This is a genomic window from Bacillus kalamii, assembly GCF_047238185.1.
Classification (GTDB): Bacteria; Bacillota; Bacilli; order Bacillales; family DSM-1321; genus Bacillus_AD.
The window spans coordinates 3,068,102-3,086,138 of record NZ_JBDFMI010000001.1 but is presented as its reverse complement, the minus strand read 5'-3'; the positions used below and the strand labels follow the sequence as shown (position 1 = coordinate 3,086,138).

Below are 18,037 nucleotides of genomic sequence, written 5' to 3'. Positions count from 1 at the left end.
TAATAGTCCACCTTATCTTATTCTTTTTCACATTGTGGATCATTTTGATTGGCTGCTTGATCATCACAATCAAAGCAAAATAACTGCCCTTCTTCGATGATGCCGTTGAAAAAGCCATCGAGGCAGAAAAGTTCCTTTTTGCATACGCAGCAATACCCAATTAATTCCCTCATGTCTATTCCTCCTCTCAAAGTATACATTCAAGAGAGTAAATAAAAATTCCTTTATTGGCTGCCGTTCCTGCATAAGTCAGTAAGGAGTTTAGATGATCCGAAGTGAGTAATGTGGGAGCAGTCATGCACATAGTGAAGGAGTTTTTTTTATAACTAAGCCTTACAGGTAGAGGAGTGGGTTCGAGCTGAAAATTCATATAATTCACTCCCTTTAAAGAGGTTTAGTGAAGAGAACATTTGGATGGCAGACAATTGGAGTGATTTGGATATAGGTTTGCTGATATAGCTTAATAAGAATTTAGCGAACGTATTATGGAAGTACGGGGCAAGTTCGTTTAAGAGTACATATGAAGTTGTTCAACAATTGGCTATTTTATTGAAGATGGGGCTTGTTTAGAATGTGTTTGTTTGAAATAATTGGAATGTTATAAAAATAAAGAGTTTTTTTGGTAGGTGGTGATTCGTCAGTGGAGAGTGTTTTCGTAAATCTAATTTTAATATTATCTATTTTTGGGCTTTTTCTCTTTTTCATTAATAAAGCTTTGAGAAAGTGGCTTAATGTTGAAAAGAAAAAATTGTTTTCCTATGGTCATGTAAATGATAAACACAAAAAAATTGATTGGACAATTAGAATCATTTTTATTGTCCTTTTATGCATCGGTTTTTTCACTAACGTCGAACGTGCCCCTTTAGAGCATATTTGGTTTTTGGAGACGCATATCCTTTTATTTGTTTTTATATTTGCATCTGAAACAGCTAGAATAATTATGGAGAAGAGATATGCAGAAAATAGAAATGATTATATTTTTTCGGCTATTCAATTAGTGGTAGTATTAGTATTTATACTTTCAGTGTTTACGACTGATTTTTTTGGATTGTTGAAATGATAAAAAATCTATTTTTAGCAATTAGCGAAATTCTTAAAAAAAAGGTGACGTACTTATTGGACAAATGGGGCAGTTTAGTTCAAGGAAAAATTAACTGTTTTATCAGAATTAAATTTAAAATAAGATGAAAATTCTTTCTTTTTTTTTCATAAACCTGTAATATCAATAAGGGCACCTCGAAAAAGAAAGGGTGCATAAATTATGTATGGTATCATTAATTATGAAGTATTTTTAATTACAGGAATTTTACTGAATTTAATTCCAGGTACGGACACGATGTATATAGTAGGAAGAAGTATTTCTCAGGGAAGAATAGCTGGAGTATGTTCCGTTTTTGGAATCATTACAGGCTCATTAATTCATACGTTGTTCGTTGCGTTCGGATTATCCATTGTTCTGATAAAATCTGTTTTCTTATTTAATACGATTAAGATTCTAGGCGTTATCTATTTAGTATACTTGGGAATAAGTATGCTATTAGATAAATCAAATGAGACGTTTCGGGCATCTGAACTCGATAAGTTAAATATTCGCAAAGTTTATGTGCAGGGTATTTTAACGAGCCTAACAAATCCTAAAGTATCGTTGTTTTTTCTTTCATTCCTTCCTCAATTTATAGATACGCAATCTTCTGGACCGATTCCATTTTTAATTTTAGGACTAACATTTACAACGACCGGGTTGATATGGTGTTTAATTGTTGCGTATTTTTCTTCATATGTAACAAATAAATTAAGAGGAAACCAGAAAATTGGAATGGTATTAAATAAAATAACTGGAGTAATCTTTATTGGAATGGGGATTAAATTGCTTCAAACAAAAATTCCTAACTAAACTTATTAAAATTCGTATGCCCCCTATAATTAATAAGATGTAGTCGAATAAAAAATAGTATTAAACCCTTCAGAATTGATTAAACTGCAGGGCTTTGAACATTCGTTATTGAATAAACAGGTGCATTACTTTAATAAGAAGCTGATTTAATCAGCTTCTTTCTTTATGTCATTATCGGGGCAGGTTAGAAAATTAATGAAATTATTGATTTAATTATCAATAATAGATGATTTGGAGTGATAATTTACGAAAATTTCGAGCATCAAGGAGGTCCACTCTGCTTGACGCTCTTAGTCTTTTATCACAGTTGCTTCTTCAATATATACATCTTAATATTGTCAGGAAATCCATCTATTTCTCCGCAAATTTTATATCCTTGCTTCTGATAGAAAAGTGGAGCTTGAAAAGAATATGTAGTTAAATGGGATAATTGACATCCAGCTTTTTTAGCTTCATTCTCAATTTTTATAAGTAAACGTGAGGCTATACTTTGTCCCCTATAAGATTCTTGAACCCAAAGAACCTCTACTTCTAGGGATGACAAATATGTTGATCCTGAAACACCGCCAATAATGACATCATTTTCATTCCGAGCCACAAATGTAAATACTTTATTTGGAATTTGTAGTTTACCATTTGTTTTATCTAAATTATATTTTTTTAAACCGTTTAAACGAACAATATCTAAAAATTCTTGTTCATTATAGCAATTTGAAATAGAGGCTATCATCTACAAACTTCCTTCCATATATAGAATATAATTTACCACTGTTTCCATTATCCTCGTAATACGTATAAGAATCCATTAAAAGTTTAGTGCCTTTAAAGTACAATATCAATAATGGAAATACTATCTTCTTAATGATTGATGAGGCAATCGATTTTACATATTAGTGGTTTTACTTGTTATTGGGTTTAATGAATACCAAGTCGGCTTCCTTTGCTAATTGATAAATGAATCAGTAACGAGTAATAAATGAATGATGCTTGTTGAACTAATTCGTACATTAGCTTAGGAGCAGAACTGACATTAGTTGGTTCTTTTTTAATGCACTAACGGGGCAGTGTAGCTCTATAAGATTTAATATCAATTATCTGATGAAAAAAGGCAGTGAATTAGAATTAAGAAATAATTAAGACTTTTATGCAGATTTTCTTAATATGGTCCAATTATAGTATTTAAAGAAGCAACTATGAAAAAAGAAGGTAATTCATATGGTGACTCAATTAGGTCTTTTTGAAGCAATTATGGACATTCTATATTTAAAACCATTGTTTATTTTTGGATTGGTATTGATAGGCTTATTGGCATTTTGGTTATTAAAAAAAGATAAAAAACAACCAAATTTAAGAATAGTGATTGGTTCAATTCTAATGTTTTATTATCTGTGTATAGTTTTCAAAAATATTGTTGGGATTCCGACGATAAATGAACTGTTCGGGCTATCACATTTAGGAGAGTCATTTTTTAACCCTAATATTAACTTGATTCCGTTAGACAATGGGGTAAGCTTAGAATTTATTTTGAATATTATTTGTTTTATTCCATTGGGATTTCTTTGCCCTATAATAAGCAAGACGCATGAACAAATAAAAAAAGTAGTATTATTTGGTTCAGGAATATCACTTATGATTGAAATAAGTCAGTTATTTACTCTATATAGAGCCACAGACATCAATGATTTGATTGCGAATGTTCTAGGCACAGTAATTGGTTACTTAAGTTTTAAACTTTTTGTAATACTGGGGGTTATTAAGTCTAGTTCTCCCTTAGAGAAGGATTCAACACGATTTATGCCAACTTTAATTGTGATATTTGCTTATGCGATTACATTTATAAGCTAGAGAATGAAGCGATTGAAAAAACCAAACTAGTGCTAGAACTGAAGATTAAGGCTGCTAATGAGCATTTTCTTACTATGCAACTATCGGGGCAGTATTCCTGTAATAAATGATTCCAAAAAGGATAAACGATTTTTAATGGAGCCTTATCGGACAAACGGAGCAGATTGGTTAAATCGGAATTAGAACTATAACACTTCAATAACTGGACTATTTTTCTTAAAGGTAGGCAAGATAATATTGAGGTGGAATCATTTGATAAAAATGTTAACTATTTTAATTATTCCTATTCCGATTTTGTTTTTCGGTTCACTTCAAGGAAATGCACAACCTAAAGAATGTCCTGTGCTAAGTGATTTAGAGCAAATACCCATTAAGAATAGAAAAGAAGTAATAGAAGCATTACATACCTTAATACCAAAAACTTACGGAACTGGAATAGATGATTTTCCTGATATGTACACTAAGTGGAATGTAGTAACTGCCAAACCTTTTCCTAAAACAGTTGGTGTTAAAGAAGAAAATGACTATTTTGGAATGGCAAAAATCTTTTGTGGCAAAGAAATTGCTGAAAAATCGTGGCTTGTACGTTTGGATTTCCCAAAAGCACCTGGAGCTGATTTAGCTCAAGGTCAAATATTTTTAGCTAAAAGTAAGGAGAAAGGATGGTTTGTTTGGTTTCAATACCATTAAACGGCTATCCCATATAGAACTAATCGGGACATTACTTCCATATCAAGAGCTGTGATCAGCTCTTTTTTCTTATGCAACAAAACCAGCTAATAGTTTGTCAATCATTTCACTCAAAAATAGAATATAAGCATGTTATACTGAAAATAAGGCATGACAAATAAACTTCCTTTAATGACATGGAAGTTACTTGAAGATATGTGAAAATTTATTTTATACAACATCTTGGAAGGTTTTTTGGTTTTCAAAAGAGCGTAAATCCAATGTAAAAGCTTGTTCGCACAGGCAATGATGGAAACTCGACAAGGCTTTCCTTCATCACGTTTTTTGTCGTAAAACTCACGTAGTCTCTTATTTCGAGGGATGAGTTCTTTGGTAGTCCTTGTTTTACGTGCATCTCGAATGGCGCAACGAACAGCTGTAAATAAGGCATGCCGCAGCCTGCTGGAACCCCTTTTCGTAATGTGGTTTTTGGTACCTTTGAAGGTTCCAGACTCGAATACACTGGGATCGATTCCCGCAAAGGCAACTAACTTTTTAGGGTGATTAAACCGATCTATTTCTCCTATTTCAGAAATAATCGTTGCCGCGATTTTTTCGCCGATACCAGGAATGGATTGGATAATCTTATATTCTTCTATATTCTTTGCTAGGGCATCTATCTCTTCTTCAAGGTTGGATAGATGCTTTTTGTATTCCAGAAGAATCTCAATAAGCATCTCTAAACTAATCAGGTGACTGTGGTAAAGAGTCTGCTGAAATGGATTTCGACTAGCTGCTTGTATAAGCTTCTCCGCTTGATTACAGGCCCATTTCTGAGATCGGCTCTTGCACAGTTCATGAATCTTCCCTGATACGACCTCTTCACCAGCTTCCAGGATCTCTTTAGAGGTGGGGAAGGCTGATAAAGTATGCAAAGAAACATCCGAATACAATTCCCCAAACACGCCTACATACTCTGGAAACACATGATCCAGCACGGATTGAAATTGTAACTTAGCCTGTACAAACATGCCTGTCAAATTCTCGTGCTGTCTCGTCAGATTACGCAAGTTTAAAAGCTGATACCACGCTTTTTTATAGGGCTCTAAATCCTCTTTGTAATAGAGCTCGCAAAGATGGTAGGCATCAATTATGTCTGTTTTGACTTTGCGCAAACTCGAACTTTTCGCTTTGTAAGAAATGAGTGGATTCACAATGATTAACAGGTATCCTCTTTTCTCGAAATACTGAACGATAGGCAGATGATAATGGCCCGTTGTAATCCATCCAGTGTATGCGCGAATTTAAAGCTCTTTTTGAAAGGTTTCTTTTTCTCCAAGAATGCTTGAACCTGACTTTCTCTCTTTGCGACATCCAGACCAATGACTGGATTCATGATATCTCCTCCTCATCAATGAATTAGCTAGTAACCCCTAAATGGCTTCTTATAGTGTCATAGCTTTGCTTGTTATACGAGATCTGTGTCCCAACCAGCTTCAATCATGTTTCTATAAGTAGGGGGCGAACGGTTTAGCTGACGGGGTCAAACCCCACGGGCAGGGACGTTCTACCCCAGCTACCTCTAGTATTCTAGACCTCAAATAAAAAGGTCAACCAATAACTTGGTCAACCTTATAATACGAACGGGGCAGGTTAGCACAAGAAGGATTTTGTAAAATACAAATAGAATATCTTACCTTATAGAAAATTAAGTAAGGTGGAAGGTAAGATGAATGCCAACACATATAATATCCTAGGATGGGTTTTCGTTTTATTTAGTGGGTTAGTTTTCACTTTAGAAAAAATAAGAGAGACAATTGTATTTGTAGGAGAAAATGTAGCTAAAGGTTCATTCCAAGTAAGTCCTTTTCTACCGTCTATTGTAGATAACTTGGTTTCTATCATCTTCATAGTAATCAGCGTTATGTTCTTTTATAAGGCGATAAGTAGCAAAACAGGGTGAAATTAAACAAACTTGTGCGGGGTTGGTGATCCTGGTACATACCGTAGTTATATTTGGGGAACAGTTTATGGATTAAAGGGTCTGTTAACCAATTAGCATCAAGAACATTTAACATAGAATAAAGATATTAGGATGCATCTTATATTTGATGCATCCTAATATTATCAAAAAAGTAGGTGGATCCCGTGGATTGGTTAAAAGAAATATCAGAAGAAGAATACTGGAACTTACAGAGAGAATCTAAAGATGTGACAAGGCCAGAAATTAAAGTCATCTCTAATCAACAAGAAGGAAATAATATAACTGAAATTGCTCAATTTATAATTGCGCCTTCATTAATTTATAATACGGATGTATTATCGTATTTTCCGATTACAAATAAATCAGTATATAATATTATTAAAGACGAAGTATACCCACACTTTAAAGTTATACAAGAATTAAAATTTAGTGGCGAGTTGAGAGCTGTACAAGTTAAAAGTGTGAAAAATACATCCCTCGAACAATTTAAAGCTTTTAAATATCAAGTTCACCCGTATATACAGGAGTTGTATTTCAAAAATCCTTTTCATAAAATGAATTCGCATTTCCAAATATCCAAAAAATTATTGTTTTATGAAGTAATTAAAGACGGAATAATATCCCAGGTACGAAAAGAGGATACATTACTCTCTTTTATAAAAAAGACGTATTTAGACAATAATAACTCTTGCTATACTATACAACCAATTGGATGGAAATTAGATGAAAACCTGAGAAACTCCAAGGTGATTTCAGAATTAAGCAACATAGCAAATAAAGTAATAATATGTATTGACAACGAAAGTAATATCGTGAAATTCGTGGAATTCAATAATTATAGTTAATTTAAGGTTAACCATTCTTCATTAGAGTTTGTATATCTTATATTTCATCTGCTATGTATAATAAAAATTGGACCCTGAGGTAGCAGAAGATCAGAGCTGTCATTTAGGCGGCTTTTTCTTATGTCACTATCGGGGCAGCATTCCTGTAATGAATGAAAATATTTTAGGGTTTGTGAATAAATGTACTTAAACAAACGGGTGCGTTGATCCAAGAAGGATTAACGCTTTTCTATTGAAGTCTTATGGGAGAAACGGGGCAGGTGTGCGGCCGAGCCTAGGTCGTATCATATAGCGGGTGGGATTCCCGTCGAGTAAGAACTAGCCATTCGCTCGTAGCGAGTCTTGGAGGGCTAATGGTAACATTAGCCTTTAAGCGTAGACAGTTAGGTAGCGGGCCGAAAGCCAAATGGTTGAAGGGGTTGAGCTCCATAAGCGTTAGTAAACCGAGAGGGCTGATGCCTTACCTGCGTGCAGAAAGCAACATTTTATCCTTTGTTAAAGGCAAGAAGGATAAAACCTCTCTGGAGTCAGAGACCTTGGCACGCTATACATTGATATGATTCGGCAACTCGGGAGACCCTACGGGTCTTTTCTTTTTTCAGAAGAGTATGGTCTACAAGTGATAACAAGCAAGGAAACCAAATGCCGTGTAGGGAGTCGGATAGCAGCGTAGTACCAATGAAGTTGGGTAATGCTAATGGAGGGAAGGCTAGCTACCAGTTATCACCCTTACTAGGGACACATTTACTACACACAGAGGTAGGGATAATAAATGGAAACAAAACTACTAAGGATAGCAGAATTAGCAAAATCTGAACCTAAAATGAAATTCACATCTCTTGTACATCTATTAAATGAGCAGTCACTTATTCAATGTCATCATGAGTTACCTAATAAGAAGGCAACTGGCGTGAACGGCACGACTAAAGAACAATACAATGAAGAGTTGGAAGGTAACATAAAGAATTTAGTAAGTAGACTTAAAGACAAAAGTTATCGTCCAGTTCCAGTGAGACGAAAGTATATACCAAAGCTCAATTCGAGTAAGAAAAGACCTTTGGGAATACCAGAACATGAGGATAAGATTGTACAGAAAGGCATTGCCAAAGTGCTAAATGCAATCTATGAGAATGACTTTTTAGATTGTTCATTTGGGTTTCGACCAAACAGAAACTGTCATGATGCGTTGAAAATACTCAACTTTTATATTGAAAAGAGATTAGTAAGCTATGTAGTAGATGTAGATATCAAAGGTTTCTTTGACAATGTTGACCACAAATGGATGATGGAGTTCTTGAAACATAGAATTACTGACCCCAACCTTCTGAGAATAATCAGTAGGTTTCTCAAAGGTGGATACATGGAGGAAGGTAAGAAATACAAAACACAAAATGGTACACCGCAAGGTGGAGTAATATCTCCGATATTAGCCAATGTGTATCTCCATTATGTTCTCGACTTATGGTTTGAGAAAGTGGTTAGGAAACAATGTGAAGGACAGGCATATATAGTAAGATATGCAGATGATTTTGTTTGTTGTTTTCAACATAAAAGGGAAGCACAACAGTTCTATCAGTCTTTAATAAAGAGATTGAAGAAATTTAACTTGGAGATAGCAGAGGATAAAACTAGGATTATTCCTTTCGGGCGGTTTGCGGATAATAATGCAAAACGATCAGGGAATGGGAAACCAGCAACCTTTGATTTCCTTGGGTTTACCCACTATTGTGGAAGAAGTAAACAAGGGAAATTCCGCGTAAAACGGAAATCGAGCAGGAAGAAAGTCCAAGGCAAACTCAAAGAGTCTAAAGAATGGCTGAAGGCTAATAGAAATAAAGATATTCATATAATCATGGATAGATTTAAACGTTCTCTAATAGGATACTACAACTATTACTGCATAACAGACAATACTCAAACTGTTAATGGATTCAAAGAGAAAATCGAAAGCTTACTATTTAAATGGCTAAATAGAAGGAGCCAAAGAAAATCCTTTACATGGGATAAATTTAGGCTTTTCCTTCAGAGGTTTCCACTTCCTTCTCCAAGAATTAAAGTGAATATTTATGAATTAAGAAAAGAGATTAGCTATATTCTGTAAATGATGACTAGGAGGAGCCGTGTGCGTTAATAGCGCAAGCACGGTTCTGTGAGGGGGGAGGAGTACAATTTACCGTAAGGTAGAAAGTCTCCCTTCTACTCGACTAGTGGAATATGAAAGAGATAGGGAACACTAAAGACTAATACAATCGTAATATGGTATAATTTGTATGTTTAGTGAATTCAAAGGAGGTACATATGTCTTTATTAAAAAAATATCTATTTACAACGTTTTCAATAACTTATCTTTCTTGGGGGATAATTGCTGTTTATACGCAAATGAACAATATTCCTTTTGGTTCATCAATTATTTTATACCTTCTTTATATTTTAGGTGTAATAGGACCTGCAATTGCTGGGATAATTGTCAGTAAAAATACTGATTCAAAAAAAGATTTTAGAATGTTTTTAAAAAGTTGTTATCAACCACCTAAAAAATTAACTTGGTATATATTTATTATCTTGATTGTTTTAATCTTTTCTTTACTTCCATATTTTATTAGTGGGGGAGAACAAATTGTATCCGCCCAATATATACTTTTACAAATCCCTCTTTTTATCTTAATTGGCGGTTTAGAGGAAATTGGATGGCGTGGCTTTATGCTTCGAGAATTGACAAAAAGAATACCAGCTTTTACAAGCACTTTGCTTGTAAGTATTGTTTGGATTATTTGGCATTTGCCATTGTTTTTTATTATTGGAACTTATCAAAATGAATATTTGAACATCCCTGAATTTTCATTAAGTGTTATTTCTTTTTCCCTCCTATTATCAACTGTTTATTACAAAACAAAAAGCATCTTTCTTTGTATTATGACACACGCTCTTTGTAATAGTGTCCTTAATGTGTTTGTAAGCAATCAATCATTATTAGCAGGAATTATAGCATTACTATTTTCTTTATTCATCTACTTGTTATTCGCAACCAATCGTAAGCAATCAATAATGACAAAAGTTGATACATATACTAAATAATTTAATAGCAGCAATCACATATTCCCTGTTTTTCATTGAACTAAAAGGGCACATTCCAGTAAAAAATAAAGTGTGAAAAGAATTATTTTGTGAATAAATGTACTTAAACAAACGGGTGCTATCGTTTAATAAGATTGGCGTATTACTTTCTTTCTATTTGTCTATACTGATAAAAATAGAGGAGGAGAGTAATAGGATGATATTATCTGAAGCCTGGAATTTATATAAAGCTGACAAACAGATTCAAGGATATTCACCACAGACTTTGAAAGCATATAATGTTCAATTAAAGTTGTTAATCCGACACCTCGGTGATCTTCCTCTTGATGAGATAACCACCCATTCATTAAAACTATACCTTGGAAATGTTGCTGATCAATTAAAGGCTGCTAGCTTGAGTCATAGGATACGGTTTATAAAATCACTGTTTAGGTGGGCCCAAGACGAAAATGTTCTGAATGGTAATCCAGCTTCAAAAATTAAGGAACCCAAATTGGATATTCGAATACCAAAGTTTTTATCTGAAGTGGAAATTGAGCATTTAAGAGAAGCTTGTCACACTCCTTTAGAAAATGCATTATTTGAATTTATGTATTCAACTGGGTGTCGAATTGGAGAAGCCGTAAAGCTGAATCGACAATCCATTAATTTTTCAAATCAGTCCTTAATTGTTTTAGGTAAGGGAAATAAAGAAAGAGAAGTTTACTTTAATACTAGGTGTGATATCTGGTTGAAGAGGTATTTGGACGAGAGAACAGATGATCAAGAAGCATTATTTGTAACAGTCCGTGCTCCCCATCGAATGAGCATACCCCAAATGAGATATGTCATTAAACAGATATCTAAGAGATCGGGCATCAATAAAAATATTCACCCTCATCAGTTGAGGCATAGTTATGCTACTACTTTATTGAATAACGGAGCCCCTCTAGAAGTCATTCAGAATTTAATGGGACACGAGAAGAGTGAAACGACTAAAATTTACGCCTATTTAAGTGGGACACTGCGACGAGAGCTATATAAAAAGTTTTTCTGATGTGACAGTGGCGTTGATTCAAGAAGGATTAATGCCTTTTTATATTAAACTTCTTGAGGAGGTAAAGTGGCAGCATTCCTGTAATAAATGATTCCAAAAAGGATTTACGATTTTTTATGAAGTCCTTATTGTACAAACGGGGCAGAATAGTTCAAGAATATTTTTCAAAAAAATAAATAGTCTAATTTTATGAATTAATGTACTTAAACAGCACTTTGCTAGAAATAGGCGAAGGACCATTAATGTTTTCCCATCCTAATGGAGAAATATCTTTTAATAATTTCCCATTAGGATAAGGATTAAATAACTATAAAATTAATCTTTTTCAACTGTATATCTAACTTGTTTAAAGGTTATTATGTCTCCATTTTCAGTATCATCTTCAGTTTGCATAAGTTGAACTTTAGGCTCGTAGTCCGTCCTATGAGCATCTTTGACATTCTTAATATTAAGTTTGTAGGATTCACCATTTTTTATTTTCTTCTCAAATACTTTTTTATTGGCAACAAAGACAAAGGCCATTTTAGTTTCATTAATTCCCTTAGTTTTAAATTCTAATTGGTTATCTTTTGTTGTAATTATTGGTGTTAATAATTCAATCCTTCCTCTGCCAGTTTCTCCTTTAAAAGCAACATCAACATCAGCTTTTTCTTGTGCATCTAATATATTGGAACATCCAGATAACGTGATACCAGCAATTAGAATAAAACTTAGTCCATTCATCTTATTCATTAGAACATCCTCCCAAAGAATTGATTTCGTCATTCGTCAAGGGTAGGAATAAATAGTCATACCCAACTCGTTAACGCAGAACATAGACAACAATATGTAAACTTATTCCAATTGTATCATAACAAGAGAGGTCTTGTTTGTGACATCTTTGGGTTACAACACATTCTCATCAACTTAGAAAAATGGTTGTTTCTTAAGGAGAGTAAATAAACTTAATTTCTGTAAATAGCAGAGGAGAAAATAATTTGATTTGGTGTTATTTCAGTTAGCTTGATGGAGGTGTGACAAGCCCTATATAGATTATTCTTATGAACAAATTATAAAAAATGTACTTAAAACAAGGGTGAAGAATTATATCATAAGTAAATGCGATTCTATAGTAACAGTGTCTTTTCTTCTGCAACTACAGGTGATTTACTTCATTAAATATGTGAACAATTACACTTAAACTAACGGGTGCGTTGATCCAAGAAGGATTAACGCTTTTCTATTGAACCCTTATTGGACAAACGGGGCAGTTTAGTTAAATAAGGATTTTTAAGATTTTTTAGATATAATTACCATACAGAGGTGGTTATATCAAAAATACTATGGAATATATTCCAATAGTCTCACTGGTCCTTGTATTTAAATTTGGAGCAGCTTTAGCGCAAGAAAAAAATCCTATTCATATTTTTACTTCAAACTTGGCTGATGAAATCAATATTTTATAGTAGGTAGCAAAAAGGAGGGGAAAGCATATGGCTTTAGATGGTTACATGTATGATAGAAAGAAAAATAAATTAGACTACTTTCCTATTGACGACTCTTTACACGAAGCTATTTTTGAAAATTCCAGTAAGTTATATATGAGTTACATACACCTGCGTAAACTCAGGGATTATTATAAGGATGCAAAATTTAAGGGAGATGAATGTTCTCAATTAGCAGAGGACCTTAAAGGCTATAAAGAATTCATTAGAAAAGACCAGCATAAGAAAATTGATAAACTAATAATGAAACTCCAAAATTTTGATGTGGCAGAGGTTAATTTCTATGCTGATTAAACAATTCAGTATGTTGTTCCCTATTGTAACGGGGACTAGAGCTGAAGATCAAGGCTGCTAATGAGCAGTCTTTTTTTGTTATGTCACTATCGAGGCAGGGGCAGGTTAGTGGAGGAAGAAGGAAAAATATCCACTCTACTCGAATATAATGATAGTTATGTTCTTTCTAGGATAAATAGATAATCTAGGCTGTCTAATTGACAGTCTTTTCTTATGCTGTTAAGGGCCAATTACATAAAGAGAAAAGCTTCGTGTTCCAATTAGTGAAGAGAAAATAGTTGTAGTGTAACTGGTTTTCGAAAATCAATACAAAGAGATATTGGCGTTCTTGGATAGTTTTGCACAGTGTTTAATTACAGGATAAAAAATAGCGATTATTTGAAACGATATAAGCAGTATTTTTATCTAATAGATAAGGAGGTGCAATTATGGAAGGAAAGATAGACTTAATCTATAAAGCAAAAAATGGAGATGTTAATGCATTTCAAACTTTGATTCACAGAGAGAAAGAAAAACTATACAGAATTGCCTTTGTTTATATGAGGAATGAAGAAGAATCATTAGAAGTCTTCCAAGAGACAATGTATAAAGCATTAAAGTCATTATCTAAACTAAAAAAAGAAGAGTATTTTTCAACCTGGATTACACGAATCCTAATAAACACAGCAATATCGCAACTAAGAAAGAAAAAATACACGGTGCCATTAAACCAAGAGGTCTTAGAAAGGTTAAATCCTATATTGCCAATTGATGCTGATGAAAAAATGGATCTTTTGAAAGCATTAGATGAAATAGAAGAGAAATATAAAACGGTTCTAATACTAAGATATTATCAAGATTACACTGTTAACCAAATATCAGAGGTTCTTGGTTGTCCAGAGGGAACGGTTAAAACAAATATAAAGCGAGGATTAAACATTCTAAAAAATACGTTGAAGGGAGAGTACAGTGATGTTAGAAAAAACTCAGTTGTTTAAAGAGGAAATTGATAACATAAAAGTGCCAACCGAGAAGCTCGATTCCATTATTTCGAAGCTAGAGACGAATACACCAAATAAAAAATCAAGTGTACGGAAGAAATTCCTGTATTCTGTTGGAGCAGCTTCAATAACGTTCGGGTTATTATGGGGAAGTTCAGCCTTATCGCCAACGATGGCCAATACATTATCAAATATTCCTCTTATTGGTTCTGTTTTCAATGTATTTGGGGATTCTGGCTTGAAAAAGGTATCCAATAATGGTACGAGTAAGCAGCTAGGTGCTTCAGAAACAGTTAACAATAAGACAGTTACGCTCCAAGTGTAAATGTCAACATAAATATGTACACTTTCGCTTGGATAAGGATGTACAGAATTACTCGTTCTCTTTTGCTAAATGATCCTTTAATCGGTATGAATCACCTATCATAGGCACAACTGTCGCATGATGTAAAATGCGGTCTAATATGGCATTGGCCAGTTTAGGTTCCTGAAATATTTCATCCCACGCTTTGAAATTCACATTGGTTGTTAAGATGGTACTTCTTTTTTCATATCTTCGATCAATCAGCTGGAAAAACAACTTAGCGTCTTCGTGATCAATCGGTAAATAACCGATTTCATCGATGATTAACAGTCTGTATTTGCTGTAATGCTTCAAACGGCTCTCTAACCGATTTTCTAATCGAGCTTTCCTCAAATTTTGAATCAAGTCATGGCACTTAATAAAATAGGTACTCGTCCGTTTCTTTGCTGCCGCAATCCCTATTGCTGTGGCCAAATGGGTTTTACCGACACCACTTGGTCCTAAAAACACAATATTTTCATTCTCCTCGATAAAACGCAATGTAAGGAAGTCTAGAATCTGCTGTTGGTTAATCGATGTTTGAAAGGTAAAATCGAAATCTTTCACCTCCTTAAAATGAGGGAAAGCTGCGACCTTCACCATCGATTGCGTCATGTTTTTCTCCCGTATGTCTATTTCATACGCAGTCAACTTGATTAATGTGTCGATAAATGACATCTGATGCTTTACGCTGAAGTCTACGATTTCATTTAAATGTAAGCTCATTTGCTTTAACTTTAGATAGTCAAGATTCCATAATAATTGTTGATAGTTTGTAGTTGGATTCATTATTTATACACTTCTCCAATCGTTGCTAAATTCCGTTTTGCTAAATCGTCGATTTCAGGATAATGAGGGGTGGAAACAAGTAAGCTTGCCTTATAATGTTCCTCTTGATAATTAAGTTTAGCGTTACTAATTGGATGTTGGGCGATCAGTTTCATGTTATAATAAATCCACAAGTAGTCATCATACACCTGTAAGCCTACTTTTTTTCCTTGATATTCTGGTGGTACAGAGTATTGATTCGATTTGTAGGAAATCATGTTTGATGCATTGACTTTTACATGTGTATGTTTGATGCGATAGGAATCTCTTACTTTGTCAGTTGGTAGCTGGAGTAAGTGGTTCCTTTCTTTTTTGAATTCCATAATCGGTATTTTCCCCGTTCCTTGATGGATCTGGTGATTCATTCTATTCCCTAAATCCTGTATGAATAGATGAAGTTCCTCCATTGTCAGTTGACCTTGGTACGCATGAATTTCATCAAGGAGTTTCATTGTGGATTCAATTTTCCCCTTGGTTCTCGGTCGTCCTGCAATACATGGTTTGACTTTAAAATCAAAGTCCCTCGCAAACTGATCAAATTTCGCATTCACTTTCCCAGGTTGATAATCAGTCCTCGCTTCATCCATTACCGTTTTCATATTATCCGTAAGGATTTCAGCTGGAACTCCGCCAATTGCTTCAAAAGTATCTGTTAAAAAAGAAAGTAAGGTACTCTGTGACTTAGAAAGACTTAATTGAAATGTTCGGAATCTGGAATTTGATAAAATGAAAGCCGCCACATTGACTTCTATCTTTTCTCCCTCTTTGGTTTCGAATAAAATGTTTTCCTTCCAATCTAATTGGGCCTGCTTACCTGGTGGCGTTTCAAATCGGACTGTCCCTTTGGGTGAAGAAATACGTTTATCCTCTTCAAAGTAGGCATTAAATTCAGGTGTACGAGCTATATACGCACGGAAGGTTGAAGCTCCACATTCCAATCCATGATTGTCTTTTAGGTACTGCCAAAGCATACGACGGTAATAAAATACCTGTTTTGAATCTTCTGATAACAATGCGGCTATTATTTCATAATAAGGATCAATCTTTGAGGGCTTTTCCCTTTTTCTTTTTGGGATAAAGCCATTTAGATATTTATCAATTGTCCGCCGATCCACACCCAATTCCTTTGCTAGCTTACTTTTATTGATTTTCATTTTCATATGCTCCATAATCTGTTTGAATTTCGGTAAGTCTGAAAGACTTTTAATCTCAAAATCGATATCAATATTCATTGTTATGTACATACTAATCCCCCCAAGATTAGTATGTAGATTCATATCAAATTTGTACATATTTATTCGAGCAATACTGTACATATTTAAATTAGCATTTCTACTCCAAGAAGCATATTTGGATGATACAAGATTAACAATTAGCTATCAAATTGAAAGTGACAAACCAATACCAGAGGATTACTTTGAACATAGCTTTAAGGTAAATGGGGAGTCCAAAGCTGGTTCAATGACTATTGATAACAAGGAAATTTCACCGAAACTTTGGGCTGGTTTCCTATCAATTGAAATTTATAAAGATGAATTCCCTAAAGATACTCAAATTGGAATAACTTTTGAAGGAAAAGAAGGTGAGGTTTGGGAGTTTACAAAACAAGTTACGAAACAAATGACAGAGAAAATTGAAGGATTTGATTACAAACAAGAAAAAGAAGGATTAGTTATTTCCGTAAATAAAATAAACCGCGGTCCAGGGGGACTTTTACTAACATATACATCTAATGAGCAAATGTACTACTTACAAAGCTCGATTAAATTCAAAGTAGTAGATTCCTATGGAAAAGAATTAAAACAGCTTGATGGGGTTTTGGCAGATGGATTGGGTAAAAATTTATATGAGCCTATTGATGAAGGAGTAACAAAATTAAAAATCACACCATATATTGAACTTCTTCAAAACGATATTGAGAGACTTTCAAAAGAGAAAATGCCTAAAATGAATAAAATTATATTTGATACATTAACAGTTGAACTGTAAGGATATTTAAAATTACTGTGTTTTTTAGGTTTTTAAAATTTATATAAGTCTAATGGCGTTGATTTTGAAAGGATTAACGCCCTCTATATTATAGCAACCTGGCTGTATTCCTGTTAATGTGAAATCATTATTTGTGAAGAAGTGTACTTAAACTATCAGGTGCATTACTTCAATGTCAAGAGCTAATCGCAGCTCTTTTTTTCTTATTCCACAAACATGGCAGGATAGTGGAAGAAGAGAATCAAAATCAATATATGTAATATAATCCCAAATACAAAACGATAATTGCTATAATATATATTGGGGGTGGTAAGATGTTTTTTCCTTCGAAAAAAGATATTTGGATGGGAGTTATTATTTGGGCTGTAATTGCTGGTTGTGGTTGGATTCTATATGAATCAATATTTGTTCGGTTTGATATTGTTGGTATCATCATAATGCCTTTAATGATTTATTTAATGACATCAATTTGGTTCTATACTCGATATACATTTGAAAAAGATACGTTAAAAATATCCTATGGTCCTATCAAATGGAATATTAATATGCAGGATATTAACTCAATACGTGAAACAAATAATCCATTTGTAGCACCAGCACTTTCAATGAAAAAAATTGAAATAAATTATGGTAAGCATAAAGTAATTGCTATTTCTCCTAAAGACAAAAAGGGATTTATCAATACATTACAAATGAATAATTCTCGTATTCAAATTAAGAAATAATATATAGATAGAGTATTCAATCAACAGTCGCATTTCTGTAATGAAT

At 33.8% G+C, this 18,037-nt stretch carries 20 protein-coding genes and 1 pseudogene; 15 read left to right on the top strand and 6 right to left on the bottom strand.

The annotated features are described in order from the left end of the window. Window positions 1-17 precede the first annotated feature (17 nt). The gene (locus tag ABC357_RS15280) at window positions 18-173 is read right to left on the bottom strand and encodes a hypothetical protein (protein ID WP_412888339.1); all 156 of its coding nucleotides are present in this window, start codon (window positions 171-173) and stop codon (window positions 18-20) included. 467 nt (window positions 174-640) lie between these two features. Here ABC357_RS15280 and ABC357_RS15275 point away from each other — a divergent pair, with 467 nt between their 5' ends. Both ABC357_RS15275 and ABC357_RS15270 read left to right on the top strand, forming a co-directional pair. Further along, window positions 641-1,060, top strand: coding sequence for a DUF4181 domain-containing protein (locus ABC357_RS15275; protein ID WP_412888338.1), 420 nt, complete (start codon window positions 641-643; stop codon window positions 1,058-1,060). 201 nt (window positions 1,061-1,261) lie between these two features. Beyond that, a complete protein-coding gene (locus tag ABC357_RS15270; protein WP_412888337.1) occupies window positions 1,262-1,894 on the top strand; it encodes a LysE family translocator in 633 nt (210 codons plus the stop codon). Between the two features lie 301 nt (window positions 1,895-2,195). Here the strand turns inward: ABC357_RS15270 and ABC357_RS15265 are convergent, their stop codons facing one another. Next, window positions 2,196-2,624, bottom strand: a complete 429-nt coding sequence (locus ABC357_RS15265; RefSeq protein WP_412888336.1) for a GNAT family N-acetyltransferase — start codon at window positions 2,622-2,624, stop codon at window positions 2,196-2,198. A 485-nt stretch (window positions 2,625-3,109) separates the two neighbouring features. Between ABC357_RS15265 and ABC357_RS15260 the strand changes: the two genes are divergently transcribed. Both ABC357_RS15260 and ABC357_RS15255 read left to right on the top strand, forming a co-directional pair. Continuing rightward, window positions 3,110-3,739, top strand: coding sequence for a VanZ family protein (locus ABC357_RS15260; RefSeq protein WP_412888335.1), 630 nt, complete (start codon window positions 3,110-3,112; stop codon window positions 3,737-3,739). A gap of 261 nt (window positions 3,740-4,000) precedes the next feature. Continuing rightward, the gene (locus ABC357_RS15255) at window positions 4,001-4,429 is read left to right on the top strand and encodes a hypothetical protein (RefSeq protein WP_412888680.1); all 429 of its coding nucleotides are present in this window, start codon (window positions 4,001-4,003) and stop codon (window positions 4,427-4,429) included. 210 nt (window positions 4,430-4,639) lie between these two features. On the opposite strand, the pseudogene ABC357_RS15250 reads toward ABC357_RS15255, so the two are convergent. After that, window positions 4,640-5,804: pseudogene (locus ABC357_RS15250) on the bottom strand (IS110 family RNA-guided transposase). A gap of 333 nt (window positions 5,805-6,137) precedes the next feature. On the opposite strand from ABC357_RS15250, the gene ABC357_RS15245 reads away from it, so the two are divergent. The 6 genes from ABC357_RS15245 (at window position 6,138) to ABC357_RS15220 (ending at window position 11,348) form a co-directional block, all read left to right on the top strand. After that, entirely contained in the window at window positions 6,138-6,371 is a 234-nt protein-coding gene (locus tag ABC357_RS15245) for a hypothetical protein (protein WP_412888334.1), read from the top strand. 185 nt (window positions 6,372-6,556) lie between these two features. Beyond that, window positions 6,557-7,237 carry a hypothetical protein gene (locus tag ABC357_RS15240; RefSeq protein WP_412888333.1) on the top strand — a complete coding sequence of 227 codons (681 nt, stop codon included), beginning with the start codon at window positions 6,557-6,559 and terminating at the stop codon, window positions 7,235-7,237. 353 nt (window positions 7,238-7,590) lie between these two features. Continuing rightward, entirely contained in the window at window positions 7,591-7,797 is a 207-nt protein-coding gene (locus ABC357_RS15235; RefSeq protein WP_412886823.1) for a hypothetical protein, read from the top strand. 212 nt (window positions 7,798-8,009) lie between these two features. Beyond that, window positions 8,010-9,338, top strand: a complete 1,329-nt coding sequence (ltrA, locus tag ABC357_RS15230; protein WP_412886940.1) for a group II intron reverse transcriptase/maturase — start codon at window positions 8,010-8,012, stop codon at window positions 9,336-9,338. 197 nt (window positions 9,339-9,535) lie between these two features. Beyond that, entirely contained in the window at window positions 9,536-10,312 is a 777-nt protein-coding gene (locus ABC357_RS15225; RefSeq protein WP_412888332.1) for a CPBP family intramembrane glutamic endopeptidase, read from the top strand. Window positions 10,313-10,508: 196 nt separating this feature from the next. Then, window positions 10,509-11,348 (top strand): tyrosine-type recombinase/integrase, encoded by an 840-nt coding sequence (locus ABC357_RS15220; RefSeq protein WP_412888331.1) that lies wholly within the window; start codon window positions 10,509-10,511, stop codon window positions 11,346-11,348. A 315-nt stretch (window positions 11,349-11,663) separates the two neighbouring features. Here ABC357_RS15220 and ABC357_RS15215 read toward each other — a convergent pair whose 3' ends face one another. Continuing rightward, complete coding sequence (locus ABC357_RS15215; protein WP_412888330.1) at window positions 11,664-12,080, bottom strand: hypothetical protein; 417 nt, start codon at window positions 12,078-12,080, stop codon at window positions 11,664-11,666. A 740-nt stretch (window positions 12,081-12,820) separates the two neighbouring features. On the opposite strand from ABC357_RS15215, the gene ABC357_RS15210 reads away from it, so the two are divergent. The 3 genes from ABC357_RS15210 to ABC357_RS15200 all read left to right on the top strand — a co-directional run bounded on the left by ABC357_RS15210 (window position 12,821) and on the right by ABC357_RS15200 (window position 14,431). Further along, the gene (locus tag ABC357_RS15210; RefSeq protein WP_412888329.1) at window positions 12,821-13,126 is read left to right on the top strand and encodes a hypothetical protein; all 306 of its coding nucleotides are present in this window, start codon (window positions 12,821-12,823) and stop codon (window positions 13,124-13,126) included. Window positions 13,127-13,554: 428 nt separating this feature from the next. Further along, window positions 13,555-14,103: a sigma-70 family RNA polymerase sigma factor gene (locus ABC357_RS15205; RefSeq protein WP_412888328.1), complete on the top strand. Its 549-nt coding sequence runs from the start codon at window positions 13,555-13,557 to the stop codon at window positions 14,101-14,103. Then, window positions 14,078-14,431: a DUF4179 domain-containing protein gene (locus tag ABC357_RS15200; RefSeq protein WP_412888327.1), complete on the top strand. Its 354-nt coding sequence runs from the start codon at window positions 14,078-14,080 to the stop codon at window positions 14,429-14,431. Before ABC357_RS15205 ends, ABC357_RS15200 begins: the two co-directional genes overlap by 26 nt. Window positions 14,432-14,479: 48 nt before the next feature. On the opposite strand, the gene istB is transcribed toward ABC357_RS15200, so the two are convergent. Together istB and istA are read right to left on the bottom strand one after the other, a co-directional pair. After that, entirely contained in the window at window positions 14,480-15,238 is a 759-nt protein-coding gene (gene istB / locus ABC357_RS15195; RefSeq protein WP_412885551.1) for an IS21-like element helper ATPase IstB, read from the bottom strand. Continuing rightward, the gene (gene istA, locus ABC357_RS15190) at window positions 15,238-16,521 is read right to left on the bottom strand and encodes an IS21 family transposase (RefSeq protein ID WP_412885845.1); all 1,284 of its coding nucleotides are present in this window, start codon (window positions 16,519-16,521) and stop codon (window positions 15,238-15,240) included. Before istA ends, istB begins: the two co-directional genes overlap by 1 nt. 106 nt (window positions 16,522-16,627) lie before the next feature. Between istA and ABC357_RS15185 the strand changes: the two genes are divergently transcribed. After that, on the top strand, window positions 16,628-17,266 hold the full coding sequence (locus ABC357_RS15185; RefSeq protein WP_412888326.1) for a DUF5643 domain-containing protein: 639 nt from the start codon (window positions 16,628-16,630) through the stop codon (window positions 17,264-17,266). 314 nt (window positions 17,267-17,580) lie between these two features. Next, entirely contained in the window at window positions 17,581-17,991 is a 411-nt protein-coding gene (locus ABC357_RS15180; protein ID WP_412888325.1) for a PH domain-containing protein, read from the top strand. Window positions 17,992-18,037: the final 46 nt, after the last annotated feature.